A 22603-nucleotide genomic window follows, 5' to 3' on the forward strand; every position below is an offset into this window, starting at 1 on the left:
CACCCCGCAAAATGGGGAATGGGGTGGGGCCGGGCCGACGATCTAGCGGGCTCCGTACAACCGTTCGATGAGGCGAAGGGCGAGTACGACAATCATGAAGGTGGAGTTGGCCTGGCCGGATGTCACGAACACCGAGCTGCTCACAACGTGGACATTCGGGACACCGTGGACGGCGAGATTTTCGTCGACCACGCCCTTCTCCGGATCCTTTGACATGCGGGTGGTTCCGACCTGGTGGAAACCGCCGCCGGTACGCGCGCGCACCGCCGCGGCGAGGTCGTCCGCCAGATACTCGAGCCGCCCGACGCCGCTGGCGCGCAGGTAATCGTCCCAGTGCCTGTGCGCCGCCAGTACGCCTTGGATGTCTTCGTCCGTGAATCGGATATCGATGTCGAGTTTCGGCATGCCGAGGTCATCAACGTCATCGGCGAGCGTTACGCAACTCTCGTAGTGCGGCAGATGTTCGGCGTGGTACTGAAAGGGGTAGCGGTTCGCGGCGTTGCCGACGAAGAAGCCCGGCGGCTTGCGGCCCCTGGCGAACACCCGCTTGATGCCGAAGTCGACGAAGAACTTTATCGTTTGGATCGGTTGCCGCAGCACATTACCAAGATGCGCCCACACCGACGATCGCGTTGCCATCCCGTACGGCGTCCCCGGGATGTTGGAACCGGTCAGTGAAAGCCGTTGCGCGGTAGGTGCGAACAAGAATCCCAGGGGCGAGATCAGCGCCAGATACGTCAACGACAGGTGCGCATTGCGGTGCGACGCGTCGGCCAGCTCCGGATTGGCGATCCATCCCGAGATATTCGGTAAGCCGTGTTCGAGCAGATAGCTTTCGGTGAAACTGAATCTGCGCCGGACGTAAGAACCGTCGACATCGCGCTCGTACCAATAGATCGTGTCGTCGACGGGCGTCGTCAACACCAGATCTGCGATCACACCCTCGAGATGGGCCATGTACCAGTGACCCAGCTGACCGGAATGGTCACCGATGCTTCGGCCTCCCCGGCCCGGCGAGCACATCAGCAATCGGGCACTTTCCAATCCGCCCGCCGCCACGATCACGTTCTCGGCGGCGACGGTGAACGAGCGCCCCCAAAGCGTCTTGCATTCAATGTCTTTGGCACGATCTTCGTCGTCATCGAGGTTGATCCGCACACAGGTCGCGTCGGTAATGACCTTGAGGCCGGCCGCATCGCGGAGATCGTCGAAGTACACCTTGCCGAAATTGGTTGGAAGCGACCAGCGTTCGAGCGACGACGTGCAAACTTCGCCGTCCTCGAGACCCGCGATCATGTGCCGGGGCAGGTGGTCGAGCTCGCTGACGTTGAAGATCGAGCGACCGCAGAGCATCCATTGGCAGGCCGGTTCGAAATAGCACTGCAGGTCCTCGTAGGTGACGGGCCAGGTAGAGCCCGGCACGATGTCGCGCTCGGCGAAGTCGATGCGGTCATAGGGAACGCACCGCCCACCCCAGATCGAAGACGTACCGCCGAGCTGGCGGCTGATCGCCAGCTCGACCGGTGCATGCACGTCGGGGTGCCGTCGATGAGCAACCGACAGCTTCTGATACTCGGGGCTTGGTTTGCTGTTCCCGGTCTCGAGGAGGACAACGTCGACACCCCTCCTCGCCGCCTCGAGCGCACAGACGATGCCCGCCGGCCCTGCCCCGATCACGACCAGGCCCGCTTCCAGGCACCCGCCGTCCGGAATCTCTCTCGCGGAGACGATCATCGCGCCGCCCGGGTACCGAGGCATTCATTGCGGATCATGCACGCCACCTGGGCCTCGTTGCGGAGGGGGACATGCGCGCTCGCGTAAGCCATTTCGAGGTGTTTGATCTTGGTCGACGAGAGCAGCACCGTTCCGCCCCGGTTGTGCCTCACCGCGTCACGCACGAGCAGCCTGAGCACGCTTTGCGGATCCGCAAGGTCCGCATCGAGCAGCTCGCTGCACTGCTGCCGGAACTCCGGCTCGCGACGCAGAACACCCTGTACGCGCGGTAGCGTTCCGGAAAGGAAGCCGAAAGTTATCAGTGGCCGAGTCTGCTCCGGCGGCGGTCCCCAATATCCGGCGATCAGATCGTAAGGAAACTGAAGCGCGGACGCCCGCGCGCTCAGGTCGGCCAACAACGCGTCGTCCCCGCGTGACAGGTCACCGGCCGGTCCCCAGTATCTGATCACGCCCCGGCTGCGTTCAGTCTCCAAGTAGTCGACGACCTCGTTGTAGTCATGGCCCAGCACGCCGGCCGGTTCGTGCAGCAGGAAGTAGTCGATTCGCTCGACGCGCAGGGCCCGCAGGCTCGACACGAGCGCGCGCCGGGCGGTCGTCACCGAGTAATTCCGGCGGGTGTAGAGAACGCGGCCGACAGCGCCGGCTTCGGGCGCGGCACCGGATTGCTTGACTTTGGATTTCACCGCGGAGGACGTCTGCAGTATTCGGCGGATCGGGGGCTGGACCAAACCGGCGAGGTGGCCGATCACCGTCGGCCTCATGCCGAACTTCGTCGCGATCCGGATATCGGGATGCGTTTGGGCAAAATCCGCCAACTCGGTTTCCGCCAGGCCGAGGCCGTAGATGGGCGCCACGTCGAAATGTCTGATCCCGAGGTCGTAGGCAGATTCCAAGACCGCACGGCGCTCCCGCCTTCCGGGCAGGCCGTACAGGCTTGCGCAGCCGAATCCGACCGCATGGCCCCGCGACGCGGTCGACGGTTCGGTCGAGGGAGAATCGGTCATTGTTCTGGTCCTGCCCAATTGCGCATCCCGGCAGGGGGCCGCGGTGTGTTCTTGGCCGATGAGCCGCAGATGTGGGGGGCACCCCCGTCCCCGGATGCGTCCGCCTCACACGTCTTGGCGGTTCCCCGATACGGGACCGAAGCCCACCAATTCCGCAGAACCGATTCGGCGAGCTTTCCCCGTAACGCGTGATCAAGCGGGCCGTAAATCCCATTGTCTGTCCACCACGACCACCAGAATGCCCCGGCCCACCAGGGCTGGCCGCTGAACGTCGAGAGCAACGCCTCATAAGCGGCGGCCTGCTCCGGCTGGGAGGGTGTTGTGCTGTATTCGTTGTTCCAGGGCTCCACCGCCGCACCCACCAGGCTGGGATAGCCCGCCTCGGTGAACAGGATCGGGCGCCCGACTTGGACGGCGAACGCCGACATTTGGTCCCGAATCGGAATCCACGCCGCCTCCAGCGCCGAGACATCCGTCGTCGGCCTGGTGCTCAACGGGAAATAGGCGTCGACCCCAACGAGATTGAGCTGATCCCAAAATGACACGTTGCGGTATTCGTCGACGGTGGCCGCATAGACGAGCGGACCGCTGTACAAGGCTTTCACGGCCTTGATGACCGTCAGCCACGCGCTCTGATCCGCGGAACCCGTCATGGTGGCCAGCTCGCAGCCCACCGAGAACTCGTCGATGCCTTTCTGCTGGGCGATAGCGGCGTAGTGGGTGATCATCGATTGGTAGGAGCTGAACCAGGCCGCGCGGTCAGACGGTTTGATCGCCCAGCGGTTTGTGCCGTCCTGGGGGTCGACATGCGGCTTCAACAAGATCTTCAGGCCTTTGCTGCGGGCGAGGTCGATCTCTGTCAGCAAAGCGGCGTCGGTGACGCTGTACGCAACGTCGACATTGCTCGACGTCGCTGTGGCCATCCGCCATGTCGGGGTGAACTGAATCCAGGTGGCGCCGAGGCCGGCGATGTCGCCGGTCGCTTGCGTCGCGGCCGGCCCCTCATAGCCTTGAACTTTCCATGTCGGCAACACCACCCCGCGCTGTTCGAACGCCCCGCTCCGCTCGCCGACTGTCACCATAACCGCATCGGCAAACGGCAGCGCAAGCGCAGCGATGACGAAACCGGCGATGATCGGGCGCAGGTGCGGCACGTTCCATCGGCGGCGTGGAGAGCGAGCGCGATGCTTTCCCTTAGGCACCGTAATTCCCAAGGGCACAGACTATCTCAGGGATCTCTGGTTGTTGGCCGGGGCGACTTTGCTCCGCGTCCGCGGCCTGCCGATCCGACGACTTCCGCGCCTTCTGGATGGTCGGCCAGAAGCATGCCGCCTCCAGCAGCGTCGCCACGCCGAACGCGATGCCGAGGCCGGTCACGGCACCAAGCTTGAGTCCGAGCTCGGCACCGCCGAGTTCCAGGACCGCGCCGAGGGTCACCGCCAGGGCGGCCTTGCCCAGGGCACCCTGCGCCCGGCGTACGGGGATGTAGATGAACTTGATTGCGAGGGGGAACGTGCAAGCCGCGAGGGCGATAAAGCAATCGCGGGCCTGTGCGTACCCGGGACCGAAGATTGCCAGGAGCGGACCTGCCAAGGCGGCAGCTCCCGCGGCAGCGAGAACGGATACCACCCCTGACAGCCGCAGCGCGGTGCCGAGCCCACGCCCGAAGTGGTCGCTGTTGCCATGGTCGAGGGTCAACATGGCGGTGGACAGATGGCACGGAACGATCCAGACGACGCTCACCAAGAGAAGAGCCGCATAAAAACCCGCGTTGACGTCGGCGCCCAGCTGGGCGGTGACCATGATCGGCAGAACGAGCGCCGGGGTGTGGGTGGCGACGTTGATCCAGTGATAACCCGCCCCCGAACGCCACAGCGGGAAGAATCCCCGCAGGGACGGCGCCGTCTTCAGCCATTCTTGCGGAGCCTTGGTTCGCAGCCCGAGGGCCAGCAACGAGACGAGGTTTCCCAGCAGCCAGACCGAGAACACGATTTGCGGCGACAGGCCGACGGCAAAAGCCGCGATGGGCAGCGCGACGAGTTTGACGAGTGAGAACACCAGATTGCGTGACGTCTGCCGCCCGGCTCGTTGGACTCCGACCAGCGCGCCATCCAGGATGATCGTCACCGTCGTCAGGGCTGTGCCGACACCGAAGAGCGCTATGCCGCCCGGCGTGGCGTAGAGCCATTCACCGGTCTTGGTCGCGACGTGATTGACGACGGCGTATGCCGCCGCGATCGCGAACGCCAAAGCGCCGGCGATTCCCAGGCTGGTGACGACCAGACGCTTCACCTCGGCACCGTCGCGCCTCGGAAGTTCGGCGATCAGCAGGATGTGAAAGCCCAGCGTGCAGAAGGTTCCGATGAGCTGCATCGCAGAGAGCACTGCGGACGCGCGGCCGACGACCTCGGTGGTGGTGATGTGGGCTGCGAGGGCCCAGAACGCGAAGCCCAGTCCCGCGGTCAAGACGGTCGTGCTGAAGAGCGCCAGCGCAATCGAGATGACGCGATGTCCACCGGACTTCGAAGCGTTGCCACGCTCGAGCAGAGGACCAAGCCACCGCTTGTGTGGGATCTGCGCCGCGCGACGGAGCGCGCCCACGCCGTCACCGCCGGACAAACCACACCGTCCTGTACGGAGGGTCGGCCACGCGGCCTCGATACACGGTGGCCAGTGGTTTCTCGCCGCCCACGGAGAAGTCCCGGGTCCACGTCTGGTTCGGAGCGAGCGTGACGTGATGCGTCGTCACCTGCAAACCGGTGTTGACGACGACGACGAATTCCTCACTCGAGGTCTCATGACTTTTCATACCAAGCACAGCACCGGTCGCACCAACCGGAGAATGTTCGGGGCCGTCGGGGAGGAACCACACCTCGGTGAAAGGCGTTTGCCCGTGATGCGAACTGCTGATCGACACGACGACAGCCGCGCCCAGCGCGACCACCGAAGCGCAAACTTTGACGGCCGAGGCCCGGCTCAGGCTCAGGCTCGGAAAATCGCCGGGCTTCCACTCCAGCGGACCGCCTGCGCCACGCACACGCGCCACCGCATAGGCGATGAGCGTAGTTGCGAATGCGTACGTGAGCCAATTGAACCGCACCAGCCCTGAGGGAAGGATATTGATGATCAGGCCACCGACGATCCCCGTCCCCAACGAGCAGGCGACGATGGCGGTCAATCGCGCGACGCCGTTCACCCGGCTAGGCAAGATCGCGCTCGCGCCGGCGACCCCGGTCAGAATGAAACACAGAACTGTGCCCGCCGCATTCGAAAATTCACGAGGAATGAATGGCAACACGGACACGCCGTAGCACACCAGCGCCCCCAACAGGACGCAGTCGATCTTACGCAATTTAGTGTCCATAAATATTCTGCATCGCTCGTAGGTCGTAGAAATGGTCGTAGCCCGAATCATAGATTCGAGATATTCCGGCAAGATTGTCGAACTTGGCCAGATTGCCCGCGTATAGGGGCGATTCCCTCGTTCCGGCCATGACATCCGATTTGAACAGGTATCGAGTAACAGGAGCCTGTTGGGCCATTCGCGTGTCCACGTCCAGGTACGTGGCCAGGAGGCCACCGATAAGCGCAGAGTCCTCCGGGGTGAGGCGGGTGGTGTCATAAAGCGAGCCCGGGCCGGCGATGGGATCCAGCTCGGACAATGAGGACACCAGAACAAGCGACGTGACGTCGCCGAAGTAACGGGCACCTGCCGGCAGATTCTTTGCCGCCCATTCGCCCCTGGCCGTGCCGACGCTGTCTATTCCACTTACGTAACCGTCGACCAGGAACGGACCCGGAAGCCGCTGCCACCACTGCGGCAGGCCGGTGGTGATCGAGTGCAGCAGCAGCACGATGGCAATCGCCGTTGCGGTTACCTGGCCGCTCGGCATCGGCACTGACCTACCGCGGCGGGTGGCCGCAGTTGTGACGAGACGGTCCAAAACCACGGCCACCGCCAGGGCGGTGAAGATCGAAAAGTACGTGAGCGAACGGATCGCCAGCTCGGCGCCGTCCGGGTGCTCTCCGTTGGGCGGGGAACCGACAAAGAGGCGTATCACAATCATCAGCGCATACAAACCGGGCGCCAAGCAGATGAATAGCCGCTGCAACGGCGGCAGGGGGCGCGCAAGACGAACGCTCACCGCGAGCAGTACCAGCATCAGCGCGACGCCGCCCGGGTTGCACAGGCGGTCGACGAGCGGGATCGCGAGGCTTGTCGGCAGCTTGCTCTTTCCGTCGGCCTTCCCGAGCTGCGCCAGGCCATTGAGGATTTGCGGCCCCGCATCCCCGAGGTAGTCGGCGGTGGCGGGTGCGACGAAGAACATCCAGCATCCAACGACGAGCGCCCCCGCCCCGGCAGAGACCGCAAGACGCCGTGCCAGGTCGCGGGTACTGGCGAACAGCGATGTCGCCAGTGCAATGCCGGCCAGAATGGCGACCGTTGCCAGCGCCGTCGCGTGATGCGTCATCACGGCGATCGCGACGCAAGCCAACATGCCGGCGAGGCTCTGATGGCGTCGGCGCTCATGCGCCGCGAAACGGATTGCAAAGAAAATCGACAGGGCCAGGAACGGCAACGCCACATTTTCGTAGATGAATGATGTGTCGAAATAGTGGATCTGCGGGCTGAGCAAATACAGTATTACGCCGATGCACGCCACGCGCGACGACCGAGAAACCTCGCGAAAGAGAAGTAGGACAGCCGCTGCGAGCAATACGTGCGAAGCACTGGCGATGACGACACCGGCGACGAATGTGCTTGCCGACGACACCTGGACCAGCTCGGCAGTGACATTCTCCATGCCCGGGTACCAAGGGCTGATCGGCAGGTCATGATTCGTGTGGAAGAGATGATGCGTCCGCAGGGCGTTGAGAAGCGATCCCAAATGCTGCAGCTCATCGCACCACTGGAACATCACTGGGCTGTATGCCCACCTGATCGCGGACTGGGCACCGGCGTACAGGAGCACCAAGACTTCGCGCTCGCGAGCCGACGTAGACGCTTTCAGTACGCGATAGACGACGAAAGCGAATATGAGCACCTGGCCGGTCCAGAACAAGGGGGTGCCAAAACTGGAACTCGTCCTCGAGCGGGCATAGGCCAGAGCTACGAGGAAGACGCCGATCGAAACGACAAGCAGGGCGTCGGGGATGCCGTTGCGGGCCTCTTTGCGGCCCGGGTCCAATGGGCTTCCGCCGGGCCGAAGGACATCAACATCACCGGCACCAGGGGGAGGCCCGGCCAGCTCGATGCTCGCCATCAAGCCGTCACTTGTTGCTCGGCGGCGAGATCGCTCACACCAGGAACGCGATCGCACTCGTAGCTACACATCTCGAGAGTTTTCAATCCGCTTGTCGCGCAAGGCCGATAGACATCCGGTACATTGACGCGTCCCCTGCGTGTCACGCGTCGGCCGGCGCGTGCCCGTTGGTCGGCACGTAGATGACGGCCGCCTGGTATCCGGGCGGCGTGCTTCCGTTTGTCGGAAATCCGGCGGGTATCGGCGGATATTTCGGTTTTGACGCGGCAACTGCCGGGTCGGCGGCGGGGTATCCGGCGGCCGGCGGGCGCGCCACCACCCTGAGGCGCGACCCGTATTTCGCCGCAGCAGCGCCCGCGACCGCGCCGGCGCCGGCCGCTACGGCCTCCCGCGGTAGCCCTGGGAACATGAATGGGAAACCCAGCCCGGCGCCGACATCCAACGGCACAGCCGCGGCGGCCGGCATCCCCAGCGGAACCGATCCCAACGCCGCCGGCAGACCCGCCGTGGCCCAGCCCCAGCTCGCCGGCACCGACAGCCCCCCGACCTCAGCCGCTTGCCCCAGGCCGGCCAGGCCGCCCAGGCCTGCAATGTCGCCGACACCGGAGCCCAACGCACCCTGTGCTGCCGCGGCCGCGCTGTCGGCGGCCGCCGCCGCAGCGTCGGCTGCGCCCGCCGCGGCGGGGCCGGCGGCGCCGGACAGTGCATTACTTATCGGCGTACCCATGAGGGGTCCGAGTGCGCCTTCCGCCACGAACATGCCAAACCACGCCGGGACGGTGGCGTAGCTTGACGCGATGCCTCCGAGCGAGAAACCGGACGACGAAAGCCCGCCCAGGAACCCCCCGGTCGAGGACGACGCGGATGACCCGCCCAAGAGATCACCCAGGATGCCCGAAACTCCCGATGTCGACGCGAGGGGCGAGGTGAGGCTCTGTAGCGCCCCGGAGAGGCTGGAAATCAGCTGGGACAGGACGGACTGCACCCCGGTGCCCGTCGAAGAACCGACGGCCTGGGCGCTCGCGGCCCCCTGGGCGGCCAACCCACCGAGGTTGGTGGTGTCCGGCGCCGCGGTGAAGGGCACCACTTGTGCGGTGGCTGCCGCCGAATTCGCGGCGTAGCCGTACATCGCCACGGCGTCCTGGGCCCACATTTCGGCATATTGGGCCTCCGTGGCCGCGATCGCCGGCGTGTTCTGACCGAAAAAGTTCGTCGCGACCAACATCATCAGCAGTGCGCGGTTGGCCGCGATCTCCGGCGGCGGCACCGTCATCGCAAACGCTGCCGCGTAGGCGGCCGCCGCGGCGAGTGCCTGGCTGGCCGCCAGCTCAGCCTGCTGGGCGGTCGCGCCCATCCACGCCACGTAGGGTGCGGCTGCAGCCGCCATCGCCGTCGCCGACGGACCCACCCAGGGGCCACTGGTGAGCGCCAAGACCACCGACCCGAAAGACGATGCGGCGGACTCCAATTCGGCGGCCAACCCGTTCCAGGCGCCTGCGGCGGCCAGCATCGACCCCGCGCCTGGACCGGCATACATCCGACCGGAGTTGATCTCCGGCGGTAACGCCCCGTAATCCATGCTGAAACCCCTGCGACCTCAGAGGACCGCGGCTGCGTTGGCAGCCTCGGTGGCCGCGTAGGAACCCGCGCTGGTCGCCAGGGTGCTGACGAACAATTCGTGAATCGCGGTGGCCTGGGCGCTCACTTCTTGGTACATGACACCGTGCGCGGCGAACTGCGCCGCCGTCAGTGCCGACACTTCGTCGGCGGCAGCCGGGACTACACCGGTCGTGGGGGCTGCTGCCGCCGTATTCCCGGCGGCCACTGCAGCGCCGATGCTTTGCAGCTCTCCGGCCGCCGACGCCAGCATCGCCGGCAGGGTGGTCACGAACGACATGTTCTCCTCCTCCTAACGGAAGCAGGCCCCTAAGAGGCGGCCGCGACTACCGCGGTCCAGGGCGCCACTCCGGTGCGTATACTGACTATGCACCTTGAGGGCAATAATACATACTCTTTGTCATATCGTAAACCGATCTGGTGACTTGTGGTCTCTTTTAGGGCATAAGGCATGCGGAAGTCCGGGACGAGGCCCGTAGAACAGACTGCCGACACGGCGCCGCGGCGAAGGGCCGCTCGGCGGCCGCGCCTCGACACGGGCAAGGGGCCGCAAGCAACAGCGATCTGGGCACGACCCGGTACCGTGTCGCCGCGTCCGGCCCGGCCATTGGTGGTGCACGCCGGCCAAGCCTTTCGACACCCGGCGCGGTTCACGCGAGGGCACCACCTGCCGCGTTCAGGCCGCCGTTCGGCGCGTTGCAAGGAAATCAGGGCTTGGACGCACCGGCTGCAAGCCGGGCGTCGGGGGCCCAACCAGCCGATCTGCGACCGGGCGGCCGCCTAGGGTCGGACGACGAGGCGCCCGGGCCGGCTGCGCCGAACGGGGTTGAGCGTCGGGGACAGTTATCGCTCGTCCGTCCAGAGTTGTTCGGTCAGATTTTCGAAGGCGACCAACACAACCGGGTCGTCCCGCCGCAGCAGCGCCGACCTGCTCATCCTGGCCCGCACCGGCCAACCCTCACAATGGCGCAACTCCACGACCAGATTCGCCAGCGCATCCACACCGGAAAGCCCGCACAACGCGGCCGGCACCGTATCGAAGATCTCCGGAAACACCGACCCCGCCAGGCCGTCGTGCTCGTACCCCACCATCTCGGCAAACGCCGCATTGGCAAACAAAATGACCCCGTCGCGCGCCATCGCCAGCGCAGGAACCGGCAACCGATCCAACACCACCACCGCGGGCAACCGGCCCAACACGTCCATCGGTGAATCCCCCGGCGACCCATTGCGCCGCCGCTCAACCCGCCCGCACCCACCAGCGCCATCGCGCACCCCGTCGGGTCGGCCCTCCGTCGGCAACGGCGCATTCGACCTTGTCGGCGCAGACGTATGCAACTCCGGCGATCTGGTCACAACCGACATGTGCTCCTCCTAGAAGCAAAGCCGATCCGGCCGGGGAATTACCGCGGCACGGAGGCGCATCGCCAGCAGATACCGGCCATCCACCTTGGTGGCTAATATACATACCATTTGGTATGATAGATGCGGAACTGACACACTGCCAGTCTTTAAACAGACTCAATCATGAATTAAACTCATGAAGTTAGCTGCAGATCAGACCAGACGACGACTACGGACGACTTCGACGGACGGCGCCGCCCCAGGCGGGCGAGCACACAACCCAGCGAGTCACCACCCCAGCATGGAAGGGACTGACTCGGTGTCGAAACCGCCATGGCGCACCGCGCCGGCTCGCTGCGCGGCAATCGCGACAAGACAGGCGGGCGATGACTGAGGACAGCGAAGGACGAGCCGACACCACACGTCATCGACTCATCGCCGCCGCGGCACACCAGTTCGCGAGCCGCCCCTACAGCATGGTCAGCCTCGAGGACATCCTGGCCGAGGCCGACCTGACCAAAGGGGCCATGTACTTTCACTTCGCCTCTAAACAGGCGCTGGCCCTGGCGATCATCGACGACCTCACCGAGATGAGCCAGGCGACGGTGGCCGAGTTGCTTGCCCGCAAGATGTCGGGACTGGAAACGCTGATCGACCTGGTGTATCTCCGAGCCGTTCAGGACGCCCACCACGAGGTGGCGCGAGCCGGCGTCCGACTGCTCGATACGTTGGACAACCCCGCCTCCCTGCCCCCCACGATGTGGCAGTCGTGGATCGAGTTCGTCACCACCCTCGTCAAGAGAGCGATCACGGAGGGCGACGTCATCGAACAGCGCAATCCCGAGGACATCGCCCAGATGCTGGTGGCGCTGTGGGTGGGCGTCCGGCGAACCAGCAATCCGGACCAACCCGAGAACTACCTCGATAACCTCGAAAAAGTCTGGATACTGGTGCTACCCAGCTTCACCAGCCCCGACCGGATCGACTACTTCACCCAGTTCATCCAGCGACGCCGCGCACTCGCGTAAAGCGGCCGGGGTTTCTCGCGCGCGAGTCCCGCACCGCCACAGGTCACCGATCCGACCGACCGGGCACCCCGACACTTACTGTTGCTCGCCCATCCAGAGTTGTTCGGTCAGATTTTCGAAGGCGACCAACACAACCGGGTCGTCCCGCCGCAGCAGCGCCGACCTGCTCATCCTGGCCCGCACCGGCCAACCCTCACAATGGCGCAACTCCACGACCAGATTCGCCAGCGCATCCACACCGGAAAGCCCGCACAACGCGGCCGGCACCGTATCGAAGATCTCCGGAAACACCGACCCCGCCAGGCCGTCGTGCTCGTACCCCACCATCTCGGCAAACGCCGCATTGGCAAACAAAATAGCCCCGTCGCGCGCCATCGCCAGCGCAGGAACCGGCAACCGATCCAACACCACCACCGCGGGCAACCGGCCCAACACGTCCATCGGTGAATCCCCCGGCGACCCATTGCGCCGCCGCTCAACCCGCCCGCACCCACCAGCGCCAACGCGCACCCCGTCGGGAAAGCCCCCTGCAGGCGACGGCCCATCGGCCGTCCGCGCCACAGGCTTCACCATCTCCAGTTGTGTAGTGACGACCGACATGTGCTCCTCCTAGAAGCAAACAGATGCGGAGGCGGTTAGGTCTCGCAGCACCGGACGGGAACTCGCGGACAAACCGATGATGCACTACCCGGGGCGAATACATACTTAGTGTGCACACATTTAACCGGTTCGCAGTCCAATGGTAAAGCGATAGCGCGCACGTGAACGAAGGATGTCAGCTCGACGGAACGAACGATAGGGTGCGACCGACACAGCGCGTCATCAGACGGACCTGCACACCCGGCGGGCCGCCACCCCCTATCATCGGAGGGATTGGCGTGGCGGTGAGCTTGCCTGGCGTGAAGGCTCGCCGCGCGGCAACCGGGACAAGACAGGCGGGCGATGACCGAGGACACCGAACGACGGGCCGACACCACACGCCATCGGCTCATCGCCGCCGCGGCTCGCCAGTTCGCCCGCCGCCCCTACAGCATGGTCAGCCTCGAGGACATCCTGGCCGAGGCCGACCTGACCAAAGGGGCCATGTACTTTCACTTCGCCTCCAAGCAGGCGCTGGCCCTGGCGATCATCGACGACCTCACCGAAATGAGCCAGGCGACGATCAGCGAGTTGCTTGCCCGCGAGATGTCGGGACTCGAAACACTGATCGACCTTGTCTTCCGCCTTGCGGTTCAAGACACCCAACAGGACGTGGCGCGAGCCGGCGTGCGACTGCTCGAGACCCTGGACAACACAACGCCGCTGCCCCCCGCGATGTGGCGATCGAGGATGGACTTCGTCACCACCCTCATCGAGAGAGCGGTCGCCGAGGGCGACGTGATCGACCGCCACGACCCCGACGACATCGCCCAGATGCTGGTGGCGCTGTGGGTGGGCGTCCGGCGAACCAGCAATCCGGACCAACCCGAGAACTACCTCGACAATCTCCAAAAGGTCTGGACATTGGCGCTACCCAGCTTCATTCATCCCGATCGGATCGACTACTTCACCCAATTCATCCGCCGCCGCCATGCGCTGACGGTGAAAAAAGTGTTCGCTGAGGCAGTCCCGGTTGATATGCACGCCACTGCCGGCGCCTCCGCCGCGACTCCCACCGACGCGTAGGCCAACTGCCGGGCCTCACCCGCGACAGCCACACGATCGGCCACGACCGCTGTGCAAGGCGCCGAACCGCAGCGCCGACAGCAATCACCACCGACAGATCAATAGCCGATTTCCGGAATTTCTTGCCCGCGAGAGCCACCAACCGTACTAGTGGTGGTCAACCCAGAGCCGCTCCGTCAAATTGTCGAACGTCACCAGCACAACCGGATCGTCACGCCGCAGCAGCGCCGACTTGCTCATCCGGGCCCGCACCGTCCAACCCTCACAATGCCGAAGCTCCACCACGAGGTTCGCAATCGCATCGACACCGGAAAGCGCCGCGACGTCGGTCGGCACGGTCAGGAAGATTTCCGGAAACGCCGATCCCGCCAACCTGTCCTGCTCGTATCCCACCATCTCGGCGAACGCCGTATTGGCAAACAAGATGACCCCGTCGCGCGCCATCGCCAGCGCAGGAACCGGCAGCCGCTCCAACACCACCACCGCGGGCAACCGGCCCAACACGTCCATGGGTGAGTCGTTGGACCCCGAATTACGCCGCCGCTCCACTCGCCGATCGCCGGCCATGACCGCGGCGTGGCGGGGGTTGCCGGCTGAGTTCTCGCCAGCCAACTGCGCGTCCGACATGGATGGCACAGTATCAACGAGACAAGATCAATGCATCAAAAAAGCAAAATCCCTACGGGAGCGGCCCTTCTGTAAGGGGTTTTCGAAACGCCCCCGGGCCGGTCCGTCGAAGACGGTCGGCGCCGTGTTCTTGCGAGAAGTCGTCGCTTGTCTCCCACGGTTGCACCACCGGCCTAGTTTCCCGGCGGTCGGGCGGAATCCCGAGCCGGCCGCCGCGTGGCCGCCGGTTTCCCCTGCGCTGTGGTGGTGCGCCCGTTCCGCGCGCGTGAAACCTGGGAATCGTGCCAGCTGGCGACGGTGTCAAGCACTGGAGCCACGTTGGTTGCCCACCATTCGTGCTGGTTTGGCTGCGTGGCACATTTGCGCCACAGATCGGCAATACGGTGCAGCCAGGTAAGCAGGATTGCGACACGCTCGCCGATGCGATTGTCGACCGGCTCGCGGTCACCGATACCCACGTCGGGGTGGCAGCGCGCGGCGAACAACGCACGACGCTCGCGGTCCGAGAGACCGCCTGCCCGCAGCCGGTCGGAGACGATCGTGCCCAGATCGACCCGCTCGACCTGGCAGCTCGCCGTCAGAAGCATCAGGTACTCGTCGATGAGCGCCGGCTGGCCGGGACGCGCCCCATCCCAGTCCACGATGCCGGTGACCGCGGTCGGCACGCCGTCCAGCCGAACGTTGCCGGGGGTGTAGTCGCCGTGCGTCCAGCTCACCGGCACGCGCCAGTCGACGAGCACCGAGCGCAGCATCGTTCCAAGCCGGTCCACCTCGGGAACCCGACGGGGATCTAGCCGCCGGCACATGGCCGTCAGCTCCGCAAGGGGCTGCACCAGCCATCGCCTCAGCATGCAGATGTTGTCGATGGCGACGAAAGTGGCAGTCCCCCGATGCAGCGGAGCGATGGCCCTCAGGGCCGCTGTGGTCAGCTCCTCGACCCGGTTCGGGTAGCGCGTCAGCACCTCCGCCAGGTCTGATCCCGGCCGATAGGACTCCACGCACACCGTCGCATCGGCGCGCTCGTCGAATGCCAGGATCCGCGGCAGCAGCTCGCGCCATCCCCCATCGAGCCCTTGGTGGATGGCAAGTTCGGCGAGCACGCGGCGCTGCGTGCGCAGTTCCGCGGCTCGCAGCGGGCCGCGGCCCACCTTCAAAACCGCGGCTGGCGGTCCCTGCTCGCGACTCAGCAGCACCACGGCCGTGTCCCCGACGAGTTCGACGGGCGGCATGCTCAGTGCGACGTCGATCAGACCGATCGGGAGATCGTTGCCGTCGATCATCCAGTTGGATGACCGAGCAGCGCTTGTCATGCCGTCACTGCGGCTGACGCTTCCACTCCCGGTCGCCCCGCCGCCTGCCGCACCGCCTGGTACAGGTGCCCGGAGACGCCCGAGCGGTGATGGCGCAGTACGGTTCGCAGCACGCGGATGCCGTCGCGGATCGCATGCAGGTTCGACGCCCCCGTGCGGCGGGGCAGCTCGACGCTGGGAACCTCGGCAATGCGCAGCCCTGCCTGCATCGCACGCACCGTCATCTCGGCCTCGATTTCGAAGCCGGTCGCTGACAGCTGGAGGTGGTCAAGATAGCGACGGTCGAACGCGCAGAATCCGTAGCAGAGGTCGGTGAGGTGCCCGTGGTAAAGCCAGTTGAACACCGCGAGCAGGAACCTGTTGCCGAGTTGCCGGAACCAGGTGATGTCCAAAGACGATCCGCCGCTGATGAATCGCGATCCTTTGACGAAGTCGTAGCCGTTGGCAAGGAAATGCACGTAGTGGGGGATCTCGCTGGGCGACATGCTGCCGTCCGCATCCATCATGATGACGATGTCCCCGGTGGCGGCCAGAAAGCCGGTTCGCAACGCGCTGCCTTTGCCTTTGCCCTGTTGCGGCACTACCCGGACGTCGGGCCGGGAGCGACGCGCGGTGACGATCGTGACGTCGGTCGAATCACCGTCAACCAGGATGATTTCGGTCGCCTCATCGGTGATCTGCTCGAGCACCCAGCCGATGTTGCGCGCCTCGTTCCGCACCGGAATAACCAGGCTGACCGTCGGATCCTGGACGACGCTTTTCGGGCGAGGTCGGGGATGCCGAGTGAGCGAATGCTGGACCGACTCTAAGGAGGAAACGCTGGTCATGTCGCGACTGCCAATCTGTAGGGGAGGCATTGCCCCGCCCCGGAGCACGCCTGAGGTGTATACCGACTATCCACTTGGCGGGAAGCTTACATACTATCTGGCTGACTTGCAACGGATTCAGCAACTATTGGTATTCCATGTCGTTGGAAGCATGCCCCAAACCCGCGTCACAGCTGATTAGGAGACCGCAGGCCTAGCCGTCGGCGGCCGGGCGTTACCCTCCAGCGCGTCAACTACTGGTTGACATAGCCCACGGTGACCGGCACAGCGCGTCAAGGCGGTGGCTGTTCCCAAGCGGAGGGTCGGCCGTCAGCACCGGTCCTCCAGTCCGGCGCGACACCGACGCTCCCGCCACGACGCTTCGCGTGTCGGTTCGGGCGCCATGCCGGCCGCTTCGCCACCCGGCTGCCCCCGGCACGCGTGCCGGGCAGGCCGAGCCGGAGGGCGTATCCGTGATGGGTGCGCGGGGTAACCAAGCCGGACGGGACAGGTGAGTGGCGAGGGAGCAATCCCCGCCGAACGGATGCCGAGGGCACCTTTTCGGAGGTGAAACTTGGCGCTCGTCCATCCACGTAGAACCGTCGCACGCGGGTAATCCGTTGCCGCCAAGGGCTTCTCGGCGACTGTGCACCGATTCGAGCTCACGTCGGAATTCCTAACTCCACCTGGGGAATTAGGCGAAACGGCGTCGAATCCGTTGCGAGCAAACGAGTCCCGTGACTGCAGAGTCAAGATTGGCCGTCGGGTTGGACCACGAAGTCGACGACGACCGCGGCGACGGAATCGATGGCGCGCCGCGCCATGACCTCATAGCCGTGCGTGCTCAGCGTGGGCAGGCACAGCAGGCCCGCCCGCGGTGTCAGCCCATTCGCCTTGGAATGTGAGGCGTCGGACATGAACGCGCCCAAGACCGCCGCCTGCGGCTCAAACCCGTGGTCGTCGGCGATCTGCATCAGCCGGTCCGCGACGTCCTTGTCGTAGGCGCACATGGCGTCGCTGTAGCCGACGATGGGACCGCCGGTGACGGTGGTCCCGTACTCCCGTTCGGTGGGGCCTACCTCGAGGGCGAGGGTAAGGGTGCCGGGCAGGGTGGCGCTGGCGTAAGACCCGCCCACCCCGCCGATCTCCTCGTTGGTGGTGAAGACGGCGTAGACGTCGTGGGCGGGCCGTTGTCCGCACTCGCGTAACAGGCACGCGGCTTTCAGGAGCGCGGTCACCGCGGCGCGGTCGTCCAGGAAGTAACAGCCGACGTAATCACCGATCTCGACCAGTGACCTCTTGCTGCGCTCGACGCACACCCGCGTGCCCGGGTGCACGCCCGCGGTGGCGAGCTCGTCGCCCGTGCGGCCGGTGAAGACGTAGACGTGGTGCCAATCCAGAGCCTGGTCGCCCTGATCCGGTTTGGTCTGCCAGATCCGCGGACTCTCCTTCGTGGTGTGCTCGGAGCCCAATGTGAGCACCGCGGTGAAAGTCTCGTGATCGCCGAGCACGGCGACGGGCCCGAGCCCGAAGTTCCCGGGGTACATCGTCCCCAGTTGCGTCAGGTGCAGCGAGCCGTCGGGCTCGATCCGCTTGACGAGCATGGACAGTTCGTCCATGTGCGCCATCACCCGCGTCGCGTCGCCGGGCCCGGCGGTCGATCGGTGGCGGTGGGCGGAGTCCTCGGGCGGACCGTTCGCCCCGATGTAGCCCACCAGGTTGCCGGCGTCGTCGGTCCACATGTCGTCGACGACGGGTTGCAGCTCGCGCGCGCACACCGCGCGCACCTCGTTCTCCTGGCCGCACGGGCCGTACGTCCACAGGAGTTCTCTCAGCAGCGCGTCGGTCGCGTCGGTGTCGCGGAGCGCCATCGAGTCCTTTCCTCACGGCGGCGGGCGCGCGTGATCTCAAGTTCGGCCTCATGGGTGATGACTGGATCAGTACCCGTATCTGGGACTCTTGCAACCGGTCGGTCCGTTCGAGCGGACTCGCCTGCAAACGACTGGTTGCGCAAACGCCGGGGCCAGCGGAGACTGGCGATGCCCCGGAGACTCCGCGACCACGCATTGGGGAGCACGGTGAACGACCTAGAGCTCGCGCCTGCGTGCGGCGGCCAGCCGGAGAAACCGTGACAGCACACAACATCGTCGTCGTCATGCTGATGGTGTGGGCGATTCTCGCGCCGCCGGCCTTCTTGTGGTTCGGTGTGTGGCTCGAACAACGCCGGCGGCGATGAGCGCGGACGCGAGGGGGCGGAACTGATCGTTGAGGCGGGATTGGGCACCGCACAATACGACGACACCTGGCTCCATATTTTGGTGGAGCTGAGCGGGTGTTGCACCTGCGCGTGCAGCCAAACTCCCAAGACCGCATGATCTTTGGCAAACAGCGGCCAGCCCGACGGCCAGCACCCAGGTGCACGTCGACGCGGTCCAGCGGATGCCGGGCCACGCCGAGGCGTCGAAGACGTCAGACGCGTCTACGCCGACCCGTTCGATGAAGACGTGGACAGCGTGGCAGCCGACTTAACCGTGGCGATTCGGTCGGCGACTGCCCGATCGGAAGTCGTGCGGCAACGACCTGAACCGGCGGATCTAGGCTTTTGCTCCACCGTCGGTCGGCGCGTCAACGAAGTGATCGGCATCCAGCGCCGTCGCGTAGTACATCGAAGATATCGACGCGACCATCGCGACCCTCGAGTAATCGCGCTCAGTCGGTTCCTCCGGCAACGCCTGGACGAGACCGACGGTCAGGTCGCCATACTTTTGGGCAGTTTCACGCCATTCGCGAATCCTGTCCGGATCAACAGCCATCCTCTTCAACCCTCCCTGCGCACCCGCTGCGGACCGGACCCGCCGCGTGACGCCCGTTGAATGACAAAACCACCGGTCAATCTTGGTGGAGCTAAGGGGATTCGAACCCCTGACCTACTCGATGCGAACGAGTCGCGCTACCAACTGCGCCATAGCCCCTGATCGCTAGCAGGCTACCAGCCCCCGGGCGAACCGCCGAACTGCCGGCGCTACTCGCCGACCGCGCGGGGCAGGTCCCTGGGCCATCCGAAGTTCCGCATCGGCGTCGCGTAGTCCAGATGCTCGAAGATCGGGTCCTCGTCGTCGATCTCGAGCACCACCGCGCCGGGGCGCCGCAGGCGGGAGGGCACCACGTCGTATTCGCGGTCGTAGGCGTTCTCCACGCCGAGGCGCGCGCGTGCCATCCGCTGCATCCGGCGGCGACGAATCTTCTCCTCGATCCGGGTCTGCCTGCGCAGATAGGCCAGATACAGCACGGTCACCGCCGTCGCGCTGCCGCACACCCACCACGCCGTCGGCGATACCTCGAATGCGGCCGTGGCCGAGCCGACCAAAAAGACCGCCATCGCCATCAGCACCCGCTTGCGAAACGCGTACTTGCGAGCGCTGACCGCGGCGGCGGCCTTCGGGTCGAACCGGCGACGCCGGGAGGCGCCCGGCGCGACGAACGCCCGCGGATCGTCGTCCTCCTCGCGGTCCGCCTCGGGCTCCAAACCCGAAGAGTCCTCGACGTATTCGTACTCGTCACCTTCGTCGCCGGTTCCGGCGTGCGCGGCGACGGGCTGGGGCTCGGTCTCGTCGGCGGCCTCGTCCGCGTCGGCCGGCTCGGCGTTTTCGGCCCCGGTCCCGGCCGGGAGCGCGCCGGCATCCTCGACGACGTCGACGTCCAGGTAGTCGGGCTCGGCCGGCTCATCGGCCGCGACCTTCACCACGACGGGTCGCGCCGGACGCAGATCGGTGGTGTCGCCTTCCTCCTCGGGGTCCTCGGCGTCGTCCCGGTCCACCTCGGCCGCGTCGTCCTCGGGCTGCCAGTGCGGGTCGCTGCGGTGGCCCGCCGCGGGCCCACCCCGCTTGAGCAGCCGGGAACCGGCGCCGTTGAGCACCCGGGTCGCCAGCGCCACGTCGCTGGTGCGCCGCACGGCGTCGCGTTTGCTGACGAGCATGGGCACCAGCACGAACAGCCACAGCACCACGAGCGAGATCCACAACAGCGACTGCGGGATGCTTGGCATGATGACTAGCTCCTAACTGGTCCTGCCCTCCGCGAGGCTCATCGGTGGCCGGTGCGGCCGGGGCAGGGTGACCAGCACAATTACACACCTGTAATTTGCCGCTCACAAGCACCAAACGTCACTCGTGTCGCGCTAGCCACAGCAAGCGGCAACGTGACGCCTCCGGCGGGGCGGTCAGGCCCAGCTCGCGTGACCCGCGCGGACCAGGGTCGACGCCACCGATCCCTGAACCTCCTCGACCGTGATCGCCATCAGCAGGTGATCGCGCCACGCCCGGTCGACCTCGAGGTAGCGGCGCAGCAGGCCCTCTTCGCGGAACCCGACTTTTGCCAGCACGGCGCGGCTCGCGGCGTTCTCCGGGCGCACGGTGGCCTCCACGCGATGCAACATGACCGGGCCGAAGCAGTGATCGAGACCGAGCGCCAGCGCCGCCGTCGCCACCCCGCCGCCCGTGGCCGACCTGGGCACCCAGTAGCCGATCCACGCCGACCGCAGCGCCCCGTGCGTGACGTTGCCGATGGTCAGCTGGCCGCAGAACCGCCCGTCGAGCTCGATGACGTAGGGCAGCATGCGTCCCTTACGGGCCTCCGCGCGCAGGCCCGAACACAACGCCGGCCACGCGGCGACCGTGTGCCGGATCGTCCAGTCACTGTCGGTGCTGGGTTCCCACGGCTCGAGATGGGCGCGGTCGGCCAGCCGGATCCGGCTCCATTGCGCGCCGTCGCGCATCCGCACCGCCCGCAGCCGCACGACCCCCGCCGGTACCCGCAGCGGACCCACGTCCAGCGGCCAACCGGGATGACGGGAATTGGTGCGCAGCAGGTTCACGAGCGGGTGCAGTCGCTTCGCCTAGCCGCGCTGGGCCAGGAAGGCGACGTCGACGATCTCGCCGGTGCGGATCTGCTCGGCGCCGCTGGGCACCACCACGAGGCAGTTCGCCTCGGCGAGCGTGGCCAACAGGTGCGACGACGCGCCCGGCGCCCCGCCCAGCGCCTGCACCAGGTATTCACCGCTGTCCTGGTCGCGCATCAACTGGCCGCGCAGGTACCCCTTGCGCCCGGCGACCGACGTGATCGGCGACAGGGCGCGGGCCTGCACGATCCGGCGCATCGGCTGGCGCTTGCCCAGCGACAGCCGGATCAGCGGCCGGACCATCACCTCGAACACCACCAGCGCGCTGACCGGGTTGGCGGGCAGCAGAAACGTCGGAACGCCCTCGCGCCCGAGCTGCCCGAAGCCCTGGACGGATCCCGGGTGCATGCCGACCCGGACGACCTCCATCTCGCCCAGCTCGGAGAGCACCGACCGCACCGCCTCGGCGGCCGCGCCCCCGACCGCGCCGGCGATGACGACGACCTCGGCGCGGTTGATCTGGCCCTCGACGACCTCCCGCAGCTCCTTCGGGTCGTTGCTGACGATGCCGATGCGGTTGACCTCCGCGCCGGCGTCGCGGCCCGCCGCCGCCAACGCATAGGAGTTGACGTCGTAGACCTGCCCGTTGCCCGGGGTGCGCGAGATGTCGACCAGCTCGCCGCCCACGGCCATCACCGACAGCCGCGGCCTCGGATGCACCAGCACCCGTTCGCGGCCGACCGCCGCCAGCAGCCCCACCTGCGCCGCGCCGATGATCGTCCCGGCGCGCACGGCGACGTCGCCGGGCTGCACGTCGTCGCCGGCGCGGCGCACGTAGGCGCCCGACGGCGCCCCGCGGAAAATCCGGACCTGCGATGTCCCGCCGTCGGTCCAGCGCACCGGCAGGACGGCGTCGGCCAGGGTGGGCAGGGGCGCCCCGGTCTGCACCCGGACCGCCTGCCGCGGCTGCAGCCTGCTGGGCGTGCGGGAGCCGGCCTCGATGGTCCCCATCACGGGCAGGACGAGGCCGTCGCGCGTGTCTTCGTCTCCTGCGGGGTCGCGGGGCGGCTCGCCGAGGCTTTCGGCGCCCACCTCGCCGACGCCCAGCACGTCGACGCTGCGCACGGCGTAGCCGTCGATCGCGGCCTGATCGAAGCCGGGCATGGGTCGCTCGGTCACCACTTCCTCGGCGCACATCAAGCCCTGCGCCTCGGCGATGGCCACCCGTATCGGCCGCGGGGCCACCGCGGCCGCCGTTATCCGGGCCTGCTGCTCCTCCACAGAACGCACAAGCGCGCCTTTCTGCC

General features: G+C 66.3%; 20 protein-coding genes and 1 tRNA gene. 2 read left to right on the forward strand and 19 right to left on the reverse strand.

The features are described 5' to 3' along the window. Nucleotides 1–42 precede the first annotated feature (42 nt). From A5696_RS10815 to A5696_RS10855, 9 genes are all read right to left on the reverse strand, one after another. Nucleotides 43–1734: a GMC oxidoreductase gene (locus A5696_RS10815; protein ID WP_067877893.1), complete on the reverse strand. Its 1692-nt coding sequence runs from the start codon at nucleotides 1732–1734 to the stop codon at nucleotides 43–45. After that, nucleotides 1731–2738: an aldo/keto reductase gene (locus tag A5696_RS10820; RefSeq protein WP_067877641.1), complete on the reverse strand. Its 1008-nt coding sequence runs from the start codon at nucleotides 2736–2738 to the stop codon at nucleotides 1731–1733. Before A5696_RS10820 ends, A5696_RS10815 begins: the two co-directional genes overlap by 4 nt. Continuing rightward, complete coding sequence (locus A5696_RS10825; protein WP_067877644.1) at nucleotides 2735–3892, reverse strand: hypothetical protein; 1158 nt, start codon at nucleotides 3890–3892, stop codon at nucleotides 2735–2737. Before A5696_RS10825 ends, A5696_RS10820 begins: the two co-directional genes overlap by 4 nt. A 40-nt stretch (nucleotides 3893–3932) precedes the next feature. Further along, the gene (locus tag A5696_RS10830) at nucleotides 3933–5357 is read right to left on the reverse strand and encodes a lipopolysaccharide biosynthesis protein (protein WP_067877647.1); all 1425 of its coding nucleotides are present in this window, start codon (nucleotides 5355–5357) and stop codon (nucleotides 3933–3935) included. Continuing rightward, a complete protein-coding gene (locus tag A5696_RS10835; RefSeq protein WP_156738334.1) occupies nucleotides 5344–6102 on the reverse strand; it encodes a hypothetical protein in 759 nt (252 codons plus the stop codon). Before A5696_RS10835 ends, A5696_RS10830 begins: the two co-directional genes overlap by 14 nt. Further along, on the reverse strand, nucleotides 6092–8002 hold the full coding sequence (locus A5696_RS10840) for a glycosyltransferase family 39 protein (protein ID WP_156738335.1): 1911 nt from the start codon (nucleotides 8000–8002) through the stop codon (nucleotides 6092–6094). Before A5696_RS10840 ends, A5696_RS10835 begins: the two co-directional genes overlap by 11 nt. Nucleotides 8003–8144: 142 nt before the next feature. After that, nucleotides 8145–9581 (reverse strand): PPE family protein, encoded by a 1437-nt coding sequence (locus A5696_RS10845; RefSeq protein ID WP_067877655.1) that lies wholly within the window; start codon nucleotides 9579–9581, stop codon nucleotides 8145–8147. 18 nt (nucleotides 9582–9599) lie between these two features. Further along, nucleotides 9600–9899, reverse strand: coding sequence for a PE family protein (locus A5696_RS10850; RefSeq protein ID WP_067877658.1), 300 nt, complete (start codon nucleotides 9897–9899; stop codon nucleotides 9600–9602). A 563-nt stretch (nucleotides 9900–10462) separates the two neighbouring features. After that, nucleotides 10463–10825 (reverse strand): PAS domain-containing protein, encoded by a 363-nt coding sequence (locus tag A5696_RS10855; protein WP_067877661.1) that lies wholly within the window; start codon nucleotides 10823–10825, stop codon nucleotides 10463–10465. A 524-nt stretch (nucleotides 10826–11349) separates the two neighbouring features. Here A5696_RS10855 and A5696_RS10860 point away from each other — a divergent pair. After that, entirely contained in the window at nucleotides 11350–11991 is a 642-nt protein-coding gene (locus tag A5696_RS10860; protein WP_067877664.1) for a TetR/AcrR family transcriptional regulator, read from the forward strand. A 75-nt stretch (nucleotides 11992–12066) separates the two neighbouring features. Here the strand turns inward: A5696_RS10860 and A5696_RS10865 are convergent, their stop codons facing one another. After that, nucleotides 12067–12432, reverse strand: coding sequence for a PAS domain-containing protein (locus A5696_RS10865; protein WP_067877667.1), 366 nt, complete (start codon nucleotides 12430–12432; stop codon nucleotides 12067–12069). Nucleotides 12433–12933: 501 nt separating this feature from the next. Here A5696_RS10865 and A5696_RS10870 point away from each other — a divergent pair. Continuing rightward, on the forward strand, nucleotides 12934–13656 hold the full coding sequence (locus A5696_RS10870) for a TetR/AcrR family transcriptional regulator (RefSeq protein ID WP_067877670.1): 723 nt from the start codon (nucleotides 12934–12936) through the stop codon (nucleotides 13654–13656). 147 nt (nucleotides 13657–13803) lie between these two features. Here A5696_RS10870 and A5696_RS10875 read toward each other — a convergent pair whose 3' ends face one another. The 9 genes from A5696_RS10875 to glp all read right to left on the reverse strand — a co-directional run bounded on the left by A5696_RS10875 (nucleotide 13804) and on the right by glp (nucleotide 22586). After that, nucleotides 13804–14166: a PAS domain S-box protein gene (locus A5696_RS10875; RefSeq protein ID WP_156738340.1), complete on the reverse strand. Its 363-nt coding sequence runs from the start codon at nucleotides 14164–14166 to the stop codon at nucleotides 13804–13806. 290 nt (nucleotides 14167–14456) lie between these two features. After that, nucleotides 14457–15563 (reverse strand): aminoglycoside phosphotransferase family protein, encoded by a 1107-nt coding sequence (locus tag A5696_RS10880; RefSeq protein WP_067877674.1) that lies wholly within the window; start codon nucleotides 15561–15563, stop codon nucleotides 14457–14459. A gap of 26 nt (nucleotides 15564–15589) precedes the next feature. Then, a complete protein-coding gene (locus tag A5696_RS10885) occupies nucleotides 15590–16420 on the reverse strand; it encodes a glycosyltransferase family 2 protein (RefSeq protein WP_082956576.1) in 831 nt (276 codons plus the stop codon). 728 nt (nucleotides 16421–17148) lie between these two features. Further along, entirely contained in the window at nucleotides 17149–18270 is a 1122-nt protein-coding gene (locus A5696_RS10890; RefSeq protein ID WP_067877680.1) for a M20/M25/M40 family metallo-hydrolase, read from the reverse strand. 723 nt (nucleotides 18271–18993) lie between these two features. Beyond that, nucleotides 18994–19212, reverse strand: coding sequence for a hypothetical protein (locus A5696_RS10895; RefSeq protein ID WP_067877682.1), 219 nt, complete (start codon nucleotides 19210–19212; stop codon nucleotides 18994–18996). Between the two features lie 83 nt (nucleotides 19213–19295). After that, a tRNA-Ala gene (locus A5696_RS10900) sits at nucleotides 19296–19371 on the reverse strand. A gap of 50 nt (nucleotides 19372–19421) precedes the next feature. Beyond that, nucleotides 19422–20444 carry a gephyrin-like molybdotransferase receptor GlpR gene (gene glpR, locus A5696_RS10905; protein WP_067877686.1) on the reverse strand — a complete coding sequence of 341 codons (1023 nt, stop codon included), beginning with the start codon at nucleotides 20442–20444 and terminating at the stop codon, nucleotides 19422–19424. Between the two features lie 174 nt (nucleotides 20445–20618). Continuing rightward, on the reverse strand, nucleotides 20619–21272 hold the full coding sequence (locus A5696_RS10910) for a GNAT family N-acetyltransferase (RefSeq protein WP_067877689.1): 654 nt from the start codon (nucleotides 21270–21272) through the stop codon (nucleotides 20619–20621). Between the two features lie 21 nt (nucleotides 21273–21293). After that, entirely contained in the window at nucleotides 21294–22586 is a 1293-nt protein-coding gene (gene glp / locus A5696_RS10915) for a gephyrin-like molybdotransferase Glp (protein WP_067877692.1), read from the reverse strand. Nucleotides 22587–22603 lie beyond the last annotated feature (17 nt).

Source organism: Mycobacterium sp. E2699 (genome assembly GCF_001666745.1).
GTDB lineage: Bacteria > Actinomycetota > Actinomycetes > Mycobacteriales > Mycobacteriaceae > Mycobacterium.